Genomic DNA, 13,028 nt, shown 5'->3' on the forward strand with positions numbered 1-13,028 from the left:
ATGAAAAAGGCCATTGTCAAAACAGATAAACTATGCAAAAGCTATATCCTCGGCAAGAACGGCGTCAACGTGCTCAAAAATCTGAACCTCGAAATCTTCAAGGGGGATTTCACCGTCATCATGGGGCCGAGCGGAAGCGGAAAGTCCACGCTTTTATACGCGCTTTCCACAATGGACAGGCCGACGAGCGGCACGGTAGAGATTTTGGGCCGCAATATCGCGCGGATTCCGGACAAGGAGATTCCCGCCATCCGCAAAAAGGATATCTCTTTCGTATTCCAGAGCGCCAACCTGCTTCCTGATCTGACGGCGTTTGAAAATGTTGCCTTCTGCGGTTATGGCGGTGCGCCCAAGGCACAGGTCAACGAGAAAACAAAGGCGCTTTTAACCCGTTTCGGTCTTGCCGCGGAACGCGACAAATACCCTTCGGAGATGTCCGGTGGGCAGCAGCAGCGCGTTGCCATTGCGCGCGCCCTTATCGGTAAGCCCCAGGTTATATTCTGCGATGAGCCGACGGGCGCGCTCAATTCTGCCGCCGGGCTTGAGGTGCTCGATATTCTTTCACAGCTTGTGCAGGCCGGGCAGTCCATTGTGATGGTGACGCACGACCTCAAGGCCGCGGCACGTGCCTCGCGTCTTGTCTACCTTTCGGACGGTCGCATTGAAGGCGACCTGCTCCTCGGAAGCTATGATAAAAATGAGCAGGTCAGGCGTGAAGAAACTATTTTCGCCTTTTTACAGCAGCACGGCTGGTGATTTACCGAACACCAATTGCTGCCTGGCAGCCTCTGTGAGACAATAAGGTCATCTGAGGAGGCGGTGGGATGGCAAACGAAAAAGTGCTTGTTGTGGAAGATGACCTCGATCTTGCGGGAATTATGGAGGATTATCTGAAAAAAGAGGGATTTGCCGTGTGGCATGCGTACGACGGCGAGTCGGCTGTTTCGGAGGCGCGCAATTTCGAACCCTCACTTGTTCTCCTCGACATCATGCTGCCGAAGATAGATGGTATCGAAGTCTGCCGGCAAATCCGGCAGGCTTCGTTTGTTCCCATCGTCATCATTTCCGCCAAAAGTTCCGATCTTGATAAGCTTGTTTCTCTCGGCGTGGGAGCCGACGATTACCTCACTAAACCCTTTTCGCTGGTTGAACTGGTAGCCCGCGCAAAATCTCACATCCGCCGGTATGTGGCCTTCGGGGCGCGGCCGGCTGCGGGAGCGGGCGCGAGAATGACCTGCGGCACGCTGATTGTCGATCCGGCTTCTTTCACGGCATCGGTGAACGGTGAAACCTTGCCGCTTACGGCAAAAGAGTTCCGCCTGCTCGAATACTTCTGCGCACACCCATCGCAAGTGTTTTCCCGGGAGCAGCTGCTTACAGCCCTTTGGGGCACCGCGGATTATGTGGACCATAACACCGTGGCGGTGACCGTCGGCCGGCTGCGCGAAAAGCTCGCCAGGGCGAACGTGCAATACGTAAAAACCGTTTGGGGAGTGGGTTATAAATGGGAAAAGTGACTCCCCGCGTGCGGCAGAAACAGGAAGGCGGTGTAATCCAACGCCGGATAAGGCGCCTGCTTTTTTTGGCGGGCGCCATTTGTTTCGTCCTTGCTGTTCTTGCGGCTTTTGCCGTGCACAGTCTCGCCTCTGATACACTTGACGACCGCCATATGCGTGTCGATTTTAACGCTCTTGTGATTCAGGCGGAAAAAGGCACGCTTGGTAAAGGAGAAAAAGCGCACTACGCCCTTTTCGGCGCCAATGGCAGGGTGCTTGAATCAACCGTTGCCATGTACCGCAAAGGCGATACTGCAGACCTGCACACACTCTCCGGTCCCAATGGTATAAAAAATGACGGGCGAATGCTTACTTTTGTTTCCCCCGTCATGCATAACGGTTCACTCAGCGGCATGCTGCTTGTGACGGCTGATAAAAAAGACTACAGCACCCCAAATGCAGCATGGCTGGTCATGTCGTCGCTTTTCTTTTTCCTGGCTGCGGGTGCATGTCTGCTGCTTTTCTTTATCGTCCATCTTCTGAAAAATGACCTTTTCGTTCCGATTGAGCTGCTGCATGGCTCGACCCGGCGTATGCTGCATGGCGATTTGGATACCCGGCTGCTTTATGATGACGCCGGCGAAATAGGTTCGCTGTGCCATGATTTCGAGGCCATGCGTGATGAACTTTCAGCTGCGTTCCGTCGCGAAAATGACCTGCTCAACGCCGACAGGCTGCTTTTCGCCTGTGTATCCCATGATCTGAAAACTCCTCTTGCCGCCATTTCTGGCTATGCGGAAGAAATTCGTGACGGCATCGCCGACAGCCCCTCACGCATCAATGAACTTTCCGGCCTGATGCTGAAAAAGGTACGGCTTTTGACGAAGCTTATCGACGATATTCTTGAAGAAACAAAGGCACAGCTCGGCGAACTGCCCATTGTTTTGGAGGAAATTTACGCGCAGGCTTTTTTTGAAGATGTCTGTGGGGAGCTATCGCTTGACGCGGCGCACTCGGGCGTTGCTTTCTCCGCTGGTGAAATCCCGGATGTGCTGATCACGATTGATCGCAAACGGATCACACAGGTCATGCAGAATCTTGTATCCAACAGTATCAAATACAGGCAGCGAGACTGCGTGATAGACATTCATTTTGAGCTGGAAGCCGCTGAGCTTATTGTCTGCGTCAAAGACAATGGCAGCGGTATCGCGGCAAACGACCTTCCTTTTGTTTTCAACAGATTCTACCGCGGTGACACAGCCCGGACGCAGAATATCCCCGGTTCCGGCCTGGGCCTTTGCATTGCAAAAGATATCGTGGAACGCCACGGAGGGCGCATTGAGTGCGACAGTGTGCTCGGCAGCGGCACGGACGTGTGTTTTTCACTGCCATTGTAAGGGTGCATAATGGTCTCGTTACTCCGAAATGAGCCGCACGCAGCTTTATTTGCACAGTAAATAAGCCTGCTATAATGTAGGCGTATACATATATAGCAGGGGAGTTGGAACGGCCTTTTGCAGCACTTGATCAGGGAATCAGAAAACAATGGCTTCTGGACATGGCAGTCTGCCCTCACAAGAGAAAACCGTGCAAGCCTTGCACTACATAAAAAAATGCGGATTCAGAGAGATTGGGTTCAGGGAAAAGATTGCTCAAATGCCTGATGGAGCGTGGCACGATGTCATTTGGATGGAACGCAGAAACCGTGTCATCGGAATATGATGAATAAAAATAGGCCGGCATCTTTTGCCGGCTTATTTTAACGGCATAAATTCTTGCTTTCTTTTAACTGCCGTTTTCTCTTCCAGATATAGAGTCCACCAACGAGGGATAAGGCAACCGGATATAGTATTGCCCAGCCACTGAAAAATAATAGGATGACGCTGATCATTAATGAAAAGAAGGCCATCAGCCAGCCAATAGTCAGTGGCTTTAAGATTTTTGCAGCAGCCAGCATGGTCAGTATATAAGAAGTAATAAAGATTACACTAGGTCCTTTTAAAAGGGTCCCCAAATCGGGTCGGGCAAAACCATATAGAATTAAAACGATACTGAAGATCCCGCCTAAAGCGGCTAAAACTCTTACCGGCGTTTGATGCTCCGGATGCAATGCCGCAAAGAAAGATGGAAAGTTTCCCTCTCTTGCCTGAGCATAGACCATCCTTGAAAATCCGGCTATGTTTGCGTGGACACTGCTGAACGTGATAAATAAAGCCAGAGCAGTTGTCAGTAAAGTCCCGGCAGATCCTAACCCTTTTGAAATAAGAAGACTTAATGATGTGATTCCACTTTTTGACCCATATGAATGGGTCCCTATGGTCACATAGGAAATGGAAATGTATAAAACTGAAATGCAAATAGCTCCCAATAATAAGCTGATCGTGATGTCTTTTTCAGGCTTCTTAAATTCCTCTGCCAAGGGCGTAATCATTTCCCAACCCACGAATGAGAAAAAGATGATGACGGATGTTGAACCTACGGATAACCAGCCATTGGGAACAAATGGAGAAAAGGCGTGGTGATTGACGTAGGGGATGGCGACCACAACAGCCGTGACTAATAAGCCCAAAATAACACAAATAACTCCAACACCGACCTTGGCTGAAAGTTCAATCCCCTTAACGTGCAGAAGCAGAGAAATGGCCAGAATCAGGGCTGCAATGCCGACAATTCCCCATATGTTTATCGGCAGAACATCATTTACATAATAGGCGCCTGTTAACGCAACAATGGGCACACCTACAGGAATGGAACCTAACATAATCCAGCTTAATAATGAACTCGTATTCGAACCAAAAGCCCTTTCAACATATGCTGTAATTCCCCCGGCACTCGGTATGATTTTTGCCAGATGTGCAATGGTCACAACAATAGGAAAAGCCAACAGAGACATGAGGATCCAGGACAAAATGGAAGCCGGTCCCGCACGGTTTGCGGTAATGGAAGGCAAAACGAGAATTCCGCACCCGAGAACTGCGCCAACAGTTAACGCCGTGCCCTGAATCCAGGTTATAGACCGTTTTAATGAGTGTTCAGCCAAGATGATCTCCTCTTTGCATCTATGTATTTTAAATCATTTTATATAGTTTAATGAAAGAATGACATGATATAATTAATAAAATAAATGACTTAAATAATATAAATTAAGGAAAATGTGAATGATGTCTTTAATGATTAAGGGGGCATCCTTTTATGGATGAAATCGATCTGAATATCCTTTCTCAATTACAGGAAAATGCGCGCCTGACCATGATTGAATTAGGCAAAAAAGTAGGGCTGACTTCTCCATCCGTTACTGAACGCGTAAAAAGACTGGAAGAACAAGGCGTGATCAAAAAATATTATGCGCTGGTTTCCCCGGAAAAGCTGAATAAACAGGTGACTGCATTTGTTTTAATGGAACCGAAGGACTGTAAAAAATACGCACAGTTCGCTGCTGGCCATCCTGATGTTATCGAGTGCCATCGGATCGCCGGCATGTACAGCTACTTAACGAAAGTCGTGACTGAATCCGTTCACACTTTGGAAGACTACATTAATGCCTGTTTAAAGTACGGCAAACCCACAACGTTTATTGTTTTATCTTCGCCGGTTGAACAGAAGCCTATTACTCAACTGAAGAGCATGCGATTGAATTCCGTAACCCAATAAAATCGTCATTTTGTGCTACAATGAAACAAAATTATCGTGTTTGGAAACGGGGGACTTTCTATGCGCATTTTAGTAGTAGGAGCGGGAGGAATCGGAGGCTATTTTGGAGGCCGTTTAATTGAAAAAGGAGAAGACGTGACTTTTCTCGTCCGTAGCGGGCGAAAGCAGCAGCTTGAGAAAAACGGCCTGGTTATCCGCAGTGTGAACGGAGATTTTTCCTGTACTCCGAAGCTGATCACAAAAACGGACGCTGCAGCCCCGTTTGATTTAGTCTTATTTTCAACGAAAGCCTATCATCTGGAGGAAGCCATTAGCGATTTAAAACCATTTGTCGGCGAGAATACGGTTATTTTACCGCTGCTAAATGGCATCGCCCATCTTTCTCAATTAAATCAGGCATTTGGCGCTGATAAGGTCATTGGCGGTTTATGTTTTATCGAAACCACACTGAATGAAGAGGGAGACGTTGTTCAAACGAGTTCGGCAGACCGGCTTGTCTTTGGTGAAATCAAGCACACGGATTCGGAACGGATACGTCGGATCACCGATGTATTCAATGGTACAAAAGCAAGCTTTGTCCTGAGTGATCATATTGAGCAGGATATGTGGCATAAATATTTATTCATTACTGTGATGTCCGGCGTGACCACGCTCATGCGTGCACCGATCGGGCCTATCCGTGAAAGCGATGGAGGGCGGGGTTTTATCCGGCAGTTGCTGGAAGAAGGAGCCCGGATTATGAATGCCTGTCATGCGCCCATTGACAAAAATATTGTTGAAAAGCATATGAAAACGATCGAAGCTATCGGATATGATATGAAATCTTCTATGCAGCGGGATATGGAAAAAGGTTCATTAATCGAAAGGGCGCACCTGCAAGGCTATCTGCTGAAGTTAGCGAAAGAATGCGACGTCGATGCACCCTTGTTGAAAGTTGTGGATCAGAATTTAAAAGTGTACGAAAAGATGCTGTAAGAGGACTCTACGATTTTTACTCACCTGAGCGGGTCCGATTCCGATTGGGTTAAACATATTTTGTTTGCCAAACTGAATCTGACACAGTATACGATCGGCCCATAGCTGTGAAATGATACGCCGCTCGTGTTCTCGCTCGCTGTACTTGGTATTTATTATATTATTTTCGGCTGGATATTCTATACCAAATGGAATATTAAAGTGTAAAGAAGTTCATTGTGAATAAAGACGAAGCGAATATGGGGCAGCCGTTGAAGGCAGAAGTTGAATACTATGAACGAATCAAGCGTGGCACCTTTAATCCAATATATAAATTTACAGACATAGGAAAGACACTTATTGCCTATAGAATTTATTTGAATATGCCACAATTCGAATTAGCTAAACGACTTCAGGTAAGTGAAGCTCAAGTGTCCAGAGATGAAAGAAACGAATACTATGGGGCAACTACAGAAAAAATTGAAAATGTGATGAAGGCTTTGGGTATGAGGGCTACAATAAATATCGAAATTGCCAAGGATTTAGGCGCATGACTATAAAGTTGATCGCTTACGGAGTAATTCTGTAAAGCGTTTATTTTTTTTTTCGTGATTTCATTGTTGTATCGTTTTTCTACGCGCCGGATATCCGTGGTTAAAGCTTTCCTCTGCATAGAGTAATTGTAAAAAAGGCTGAACAGATCAGAAAGAAAGTCTGATCGTGTTCAGCCTTTGCTAAAGGAAAAAACTTTAGAGCCAAAATGTCAGATATTAATTCTTTCGGTCGCGTCACTCGTTATTTTCTAATGGCCGCTCTCAACCGTGTCACTAAATGTTCAGAGCTTACTTATATTCGTGTGTGAGCTTTCTTCAAGGGAAAATTAAAGAAATGAAACTCCACAAACATGTAAACCTCAAAGTGGAATAAATCGCTACGATGATCAAGCCAATGGTGCGTAAGCGGTTGAATTATTTAACGAGATTCTGTCCCTTTATGGTTCATTACACCATATCTTGCCTTAATCGAAGACTCGTCAAAAAGGCCATGTGCAAATTCAAGCACCTAAGAGGTCGATCACAAATAGCTGAATTATGGCTCAATAGACTGGTCCAAAGAATCCTCGACTATTTTCCTGATGGGTCCTGGTTAGTATTAAGATCCGTGGTAACTAATTAAATATCGTTTTTTTTAGTGGTGTTCGATATTTGAAAAATATATATAGGCAACTTTTTTGCCATTAATTACAATATTTCTCTGACCAAGATCTCATAGCAAATAAAATCGGTTTTAAGGCCAAACCTTTTTCAGTAGGTTCATATTTCACCGTAGGCGGCATTGTGGGTAACACTTTTCTATTGACTACGCCATTTTTTTCAAGCATACGTAGGCGTTGTGATAGCGTTCTTGTACTCATCTCTGGTAAACGCTTATGAATGCTACCATAGCGATTATTGCCAATCGATATTTCCCACAAAATTAAAGGTGTCCATTTGCCACTTAAGATATTGACCACCGGTTCAATTGGACAATCCAAAATATTTTTATCTATCGCCATAGCTACCTCCTCAATAAATCCGTTTTTTTTTACTGCTGCTTTACTTTTTTACCCTACTTTAATTATGAAATCTAATAGACTAAAATGCAATTAATTTAGAAACAAGCAGGAGAAAAGAGAGGGTACTATGTTATCGAATTATCCAGTTGATCAGCTATTAGGTGACCATGAAAAATGTTACTTTGGAGGTTCATTAGAAGCGAGACTACAAAAAATAATTAGCTTACTTAATTTGCCAATTGTCGTGCCTGTACCAAAGGCTATTGAACAAGCAAAGAAAATTATCACTACCAATCGGGAATCCATTTCTAAAAGAATAATAGAACAATATCATGAACCAACTTTAAAAGAAAAAATCAAAATTATATCAAAGTATTAAATAACTGGGGTGACGTGACAAAAATGATTAAATTTCAAAATGTAAGTAAAATATACAATCTAGGTGAACAAGAAGTTCTCGCTTTAAATGACGTCAGCTTTGAAATTGAAGCAGGTAAGGTCACAGTAATTTTAGGCCCGTCTGGATCAGGTAAAAGTACTACTTTAAACCTATTAGGTGGAATGGATCGAGCTTCTAGAGGAATTGTAGAAATCAATGATACTAACTTAACCGAGTTGAGTGACCATCAACTATCCGAGTATCGAAGGAAAGTTGTCGGCTTCGTTTTTCAATTCTATAACCTAATTCCTAATCTGACTGCTTTAGAAAACATCGGAATTGCCGCTAACCTTACTAAAAATGATGCTAATTCTGGAAAATATCTAGAAGCTGTCGACTTAACTAGCCGCAAAAATAATTTTCCCAGTCAGCTCTCAGGTGGAGAAATGCAGCGCGTGGCAATTGCCCGAGCGTTGGCTAAAAAACCAAAATTATTATTATGTGATGAGCCAACTGGAGCATTGGACTCGCAAACTGGCCGCAAAATCATTCAGTTACTTAAAGATGCAAGTAACCAAAAAACTTCGGTAGTTCTAGTCACCCATAATGCTGCGATTGCCCAGATCGCTGACCGGGTCGTTCATTTACACGACGGTAAGATTGCCAAAATCGTTGACAATGCTGCCCCGATGGATCCGAGGAAGGTGGCTTGGTAATGAAATTCCTCAATCGCAAACTGCGACGAGATATTTTATCCCGATGGACCCAATTTTTTTCTGTTTTTTTGATGGCTTTTTTAAGTGTTCTGATTTACACGGGTTTAGAAGGTGTTTGGCATGGGATGGATGCTAGTTTAAATGCATACATGAAAAGCAACCGTTTGGCTGATTCCTGGGTTAACGCAGTTAGCTTGACTGCAAGGGATGTTAATAAGATTAAAAAGATCAGTGGTATCAGCCAGATTTCGTTAAAGACAACGATTCAAGTTACGACTTCAGATGGTCACAATAATAAAAACTATCTGACCCTAGAAACTCCGGGAACGAAAAGCTTAAATAAACCAGTTCTTGTATCGGGTAAAGAACTTGGATCCCAAAAGAGCGGCATGTACTTAAATACTGAATTTGCCCAATCACACAATTTAAAAGTTGGCGATCATCTTACGGTTTCTTATGATCAACGGACGGTCATCCTAAAAATTATCGGTCTGATCAGGTCCCCAAGTCGGATTTATTACACCGGTACTAACGACTTTGTCGCTCCAAATTACCAGAGTTATGGTTTTGGAACAATCACCCAGCAAACCTTAAAAAATGATTTCCATTATTTGGGTCAGGCCAATCTACTAGAAATTAGTGATTCTAATAATCAAAAGATTAGAGAAGAAGTACCAAAGATTCTTGGTTTACGTTATCTTGCTTACTACAATCGCCAAACTTTACCAGAAGTATCGACTGCTTTAGACCGAGTTGGTCAGATTCGCAATTTGTCAATTATGTTTTCGACACTCTTTATTCTTTTAGCAATCCTAGCCATGTATACAACCATTCGTCGTTTAATCGAATCACAAACTCAAGAAATTGCGACATTAAAGGCTTTGGGATATTCAAATCGGTCAATTAGCTGGCACTACGCTTCTTATGGACTGCTTGTTAGCACCTTGGGAGCATTAGTCGGAACAGCGGTCTCACCCGGCATGTCCCTATTTGTCTTACAAACCCAAAAAACGATGTTTTCTCTACCCAACTGGCAGATTGCTTACACATGGAATTCTTTTGGCATTATTGCTTTAGTTATTTTAATCAGTACTATTTCAGCCTTTATCGCTTCACATAATGCTCGAAGTGGTTTACCAGCTGTTTACCTACGTGGTAATAATATTAAACAGACGCATCAAGTTAGTTTAGAAAAAATTTTTCCATCCCTTTGGCAACGGTTAAGCTATGGTAGTCGCTGGACTTGGCGGGATAGCTTAGCTAATCCAATCCGAGTTTTGATGGGAGTTGTTGGGGTTTGTGGAGGTATGGCACTCCTAATTGCCGGCTTTGGTGTCCATGATTCAATGTATAGTCAAGTATCGCAGTCTTATGGTCAAGATTTTAAATACCAGGAGCGTTATACCTTTACTTCAACTAACAATCTGTTAAACGTCCATAAGTTACTAACTAATGTAAATGGTCAATGGCTAGAAACCTTAACGGCTAGAATAAGCCCGGATGACGGTATAAACCATATTGTAAATGTTATTAGTAAAGGAGATTTAATCAATGTTATAACTACCAGTGGTAAGCATATAAACAACGGTGGAATCTATGTCACTGAAGGACTAGCTCAATCAGCCCACATTAAGCCAGGACAAACAATCAAGCTAACTAATGTCTCAACAAGTCAAAAATCTTACCAGATGGTAGTCAAAGGCATTGTTAAATCGAGCGTTCCTCAAGGGGTTTACCTGACGCAACAAACTTGGCAAAATCATGGTGGAGACTTTTTACCTCAAACCTTGTTGATGAAAGGAGTGTTATCTAATAAGAACAAAGAACTTTTAAAAACGAATGGCATTAGTAGCCAACTGGTCACTATTAAAAAGCAAAGGGCTAATGCTATTGACCTTGTTAATAACTTTCAGAGTATTTTCCTTTTGATTCAAGCTTTTGGAATTTTACTCGTAGTTGTTGTTCTCTACAATCTGGGTTCACTGAGCTTTGCGGAAAGAAGCAGAGATTATGCGACACTTAGGGTGCTCGGCTTTCACCGTAATGAAATTCGTTTACTGACTATGCGCGAAAACTGGGCCACCACTCTAATCGGTTGGATTATCGGATTACCATTTGGCTTCTGGTTTTTGGCTAAGTATGTAAGCACGTTTTCTACCTATCAGATTAAGTATTATCCGTCAATCAGTCAATTAAATCTAGTTATTGCTTCAATTATTACCATCGGTTGTGCTCTGACTACTACTTTCTTAATTGGTCAACGAATCAAGAAGCTGGATATGATTGAAGCCATCAAAGGAGTGGAATAATTATTTCTTAAAATACACCAGATAATAGTAGCAAATCTAATTTTCTAACTTAATAAGTTTTTATTTGTCGGATTTTTTACAATAATGATTCTTTGCATATTTACGAAGCGATAGAAACAAAAGAGTAATTGTAAAAAAGGCTGAACAGATTAGAAAGAAAGTCTGATCGTGTTCGGCCTTTTATAATTTATTTAGTGTATAAAGATTAAAAGCTTTTTTTGTTGACGGCTCTTATTTATTTTTCTAAAATAAGAAAAAGGAAAGTTTGGAAGTAAAGAATCAAGAAAAATGTGTATTTTAGATGCGGGAAGGAGCATACTATGGAAGCAACGAAGGTCCGGAGGAGTGCTTCAGTTATGCAAAAATCAAAACGAATGAAAATATCGAGTAAACGACAATTAACGATACCTGCTGATTTTTATGAGGATGCCGGTTTTGCAAGTGAAGCTATTGTCGAATATGACGACATTGGGAAACGTTTGATTATAAAACCTGTCAGTGCGTTAGAAGGTATGGACTTCAGCGAAGAAATTTTAAGAGACCTTATCAGCCGGGGATTATCAGGTCAAGAACTGCTTAACGAATTTTCCCGTGTTAAGAAACAAATCCCTGCGGCTATTCGGGAAATGTTTGATGAAAAGGCGGGGGAAGCTCGAGAAACTGAGATCATGACGCCGGATATGTCCTTGGACGATTATTTGGACCGTTTTCCTGAGAAAGATAGCGAGGATAATAAATAGAATATGCTGGGTATCAAATTTCATCCTAAGGCGATCAAGGAAATCAAGAAAATAAAAAAACAAGATAAAAAGTTTTACGGAAGAATAAACGATACCATTGAAGCCATAAGGCATGACCCGACAATTGGGGATACGAAAAAATACAATCTTGCAGGTTATTATTCCGTTGATTTGTATCATCAGGGTACAAACTATGAATTAACCTATCGAATCGACCATAATGAAAGCGATCGTATAATCATCATCATGATGTTCAGTACACGAGAGAATTTCTATCAGGAACTCAGGCGACGGCTTGGTCGTTGACAGGAGAACCCTTTTTCGATTTTTGCTAATTTTAGGGTGGGTGATCTCATTAAATTTTAGATCCGACAATCCAGTGAAAAGGTTGAGATACCCGTAACAACTGATGAAAGAGGTGGAAAATTAATCTGTCTTAACCTTCAGGCGACTGCCTATTCCAAGGCACGATAGAAACAAAAGACCAATTGTAAAAAAGGCTGAACAGATCAGAAAAAAATCTGATCATGTTCGGCCTTTTATAATTTACTTATATCTGATTTATAGAAAACTTAGTGTATGCACATCATTCTTTCGCTTGATTTAATAAATCAATTAAATCTGTTCGATTGACATGCGCGCAGTAAGCCGGTGTGCCATTTTGAAAACGAAAACCTTCATGCAGGGGTCCGGCGTCGTAGACATCAAAGCCAATCGACTCAATCAAGTCAGTGACGGCTTTCTTTGCTTCGGCATTATCTCCGGAAATCGGGAGGGTTCGCCGCTCCGGATCACCCTTTGGTTTTGCCGTTGTCTCGATATCGGCCGCATAGATTGAATTAAACGCTTTGACAACATGAGCATCAGGAAAATGCTCAGCCGTAAGTTCACTCGTCGTTGCAGATCCATTATCGAGGGCTGCAATACGACCGTCGCGCTGCGGATAGTAGTTCATCGTATCAATGATTGTCTTTCCGGCCAGTCCAGACGTCGGAAGCTGAGGAAGCGCGCGCAGCGGAACCGTGACGACAACAATATCGCCTTCTCGCGCCGCCTGTTCCGATGTAGCCGCTTCTGCATGTGGGCCCAGCTTCCGTACCAGTTCAGTCAGTGTTTCCGGTCCGCGTGAATTCGACATCACGACGGAATGTCCCGCTTGAATAACGCTTGCCGCAACAACCTCTCCGATATGACCGCTGCCGATAAATCCGATTTTCATTGTAAATGA

General features: G+C 43.2%; 14 protein-coding genes. 11 read left to right on the forward strand and 3 right to left on the reverse strand.

All coding sequences use genetic code 11. The annotated features are described in order from the left end of the window. From IEX81_RS07085 to IEX81_RS07095, 3 genes are all read left to right on the forward strand, one after another. On the forward strand, window positions 1–756 hold the full coding sequence (locus IEX81_RS07085) for an ABC transporter ATP-binding protein (RefSeq protein WP_188802389.1): 756 nt from the start codon (window positions 1–3) through the stop codon (window positions 754–756). A 68-nt stretch (window positions 757–824) separates the two neighbouring features. After that, complete coding sequence (locus IEX81_RS07090) at window positions 825–1,517, forward strand: response regulator transcription factor (protein ID WP_188802390.1); 693 nt, start codon at window positions 825–827, stop codon at window positions 1,515–1,517. Beyond that, a complete protein-coding gene (locus IEX81_RS07095; RefSeq protein ID WP_188802391.1) occupies window positions 1,505–2,893 on the forward strand; it encodes a sensor histidine kinase in 1,389 nt (462 codons plus the stop codon). Before IEX81_RS07090 ends, IEX81_RS07095 begins: the two co-directional genes overlap by 13 nt. Before the next feature lie 362 nt (window positions 2,894–3,255). Here the strand turns inward: IEX81_RS07095 and IEX81_RS07100 are convergent, their stop codons facing one another. Continuing rightward, window positions 3,256–4,536 carry an APC family permease gene (locus IEX81_RS07100; protein WP_188802392.1) on the reverse strand — a complete coding sequence of 427 codons (1,281 nt, stop codon included), beginning with the start codon at window positions 4,534–4,536 and terminating at the stop codon, window positions 3,256–3,258. 152 nt (window positions 4,537–4,688) lie between these two features. On the opposite strand from IEX81_RS07100, the gene IEX81_RS07105 reads away from it, so the two are divergent. The 3 genes from IEX81_RS07105 to IEX81_RS07115 all read left to right on the forward strand — a co-directional run bounded on the left by IEX81_RS07105 (window position 4,689) and on the right by IEX81_RS07115 (window position 6,655). After that, window positions 4,689–5,147, forward strand: a complete 459-nt coding sequence (locus tag IEX81_RS07105; protein WP_188802393.1) for an Lrp/AsnC family transcriptional regulator — start codon at window positions 4,689–4,691, stop codon at window positions 5,145–5,147. Window positions 5,148–5,207: 60 nt separating this feature from the next. Then, window positions 5,208–6,122 (forward strand): 2-dehydropantoate 2-reductase, encoded by a 915-nt coding sequence (gene panE, locus IEX81_RS07110; RefSeq protein WP_188802394.1) that lies wholly within the window; start codon window positions 5,208–5,210, stop codon window positions 6,120–6,122. A 218-nt stretch (window positions 6,123–6,340) separates the two neighbouring features. Then, window positions 6,341–6,655, forward strand: coding sequence for a helix-turn-helix domain-containing protein (locus IEX81_RS07115; protein WP_229727510.1), 315 nt, complete (start codon window positions 6,341–6,343; stop codon window positions 6,653–6,655). Between the two features lie 683 nt (window positions 6,656–7,338). On the opposite strand, the gene IEX81_RS07120 is transcribed toward IEX81_RS07115, so the two are convergent. Further along, window positions 7,339–7,656 carry a winged helix-turn-helix transcriptional regulator gene (locus IEX81_RS07120; RefSeq protein WP_229727511.1) on the reverse strand — a complete coding sequence of 106 codons (318 nt, stop codon included), beginning with the start codon at window positions 7,654–7,656 and terminating at the stop codon, window positions 7,339–7,341. A gap of 127 nt (window positions 7,657–7,783) precedes the next feature. Here IEX81_RS07120 and IEX81_RS07125 point away from each other — a divergent pair, with 127 nt between their 5' ends. From IEX81_RS07125 to IEX81_RS07145, 5 genes are all read left to right on the forward strand, one after another. Beyond that, on the forward strand, window positions 7,784–8,035 hold the full coding sequence (locus IEX81_RS07125; protein ID WP_188802395.1) for a hypothetical protein: 252 nt from the start codon (window positions 7,784–7,786) through the stop codon (window positions 8,033–8,035). A 14-nt stretch (window positions 8,036–8,049) separates the two neighbouring features. Next, window positions 8,050–8,751, forward strand: a complete 702-nt coding sequence (locus tag IEX81_RS07130; protein WP_308424067.1) for an ABC transporter ATP-binding protein — start codon at window positions 8,050–8,052, stop codon at window positions 8,749–8,751. Next, window positions 8,751–11,060 (forward strand): ABC transporter permease, encoded by a 2,310-nt coding sequence (locus IEX81_RS07135; RefSeq protein ID WP_188802397.1) that lies wholly within the window; start codon window positions 8,751–8,753, stop codon window positions 11,058–11,060. Before IEX81_RS07130 ends, IEX81_RS07135 begins: the two co-directional genes overlap by 1 nt. 356 nt (window positions 11,061–11,416) lie before the next feature. Further along, window positions 11,417–11,800, forward strand: coding sequence for a hypothetical protein (locus IEX81_RS07140; protein ID WP_188802398.1), 384 nt, complete (start codon window positions 11,417–11,419; stop codon window positions 11,798–11,800). Window positions 11,801–11,803: 3 nt separating this feature from the next. Next, window positions 11,804–12,106, forward strand: a complete 303-nt coding sequence (locus IEX81_RS07145; protein ID WP_188802399.1) for a type II toxin-antitoxin system RelE/ParE family toxin — start codon at window positions 11,804–11,806, stop codon at window positions 12,104–12,106. Between the two features lie 280 nt (window positions 12,107–12,386). On the opposite strand, the gene IEX81_RS07150 is transcribed toward IEX81_RS07145, so the two are convergent. Then, window positions 12,387–13,019, reverse strand: a complete 633-nt coding sequence (locus IEX81_RS07150; RefSeq protein WP_188802400.1) for an NADPH-dependent F420 reductase — start codon at window positions 13,017–13,019, stop codon at window positions 12,387–12,389. Window positions 13,020–13,028: the final 9 nt, after the last annotated feature.

It is taken from the genome of Sporolactobacillus putidus (genome assembly GCF_014647035.1).
Classification (GTDB): domain Bacteria; phylum Bacillota; class Bacilli; order Bacillales; family Sporolactobacillaceae; genus Sporolactobacillus; species Sporolactobacillus putidus.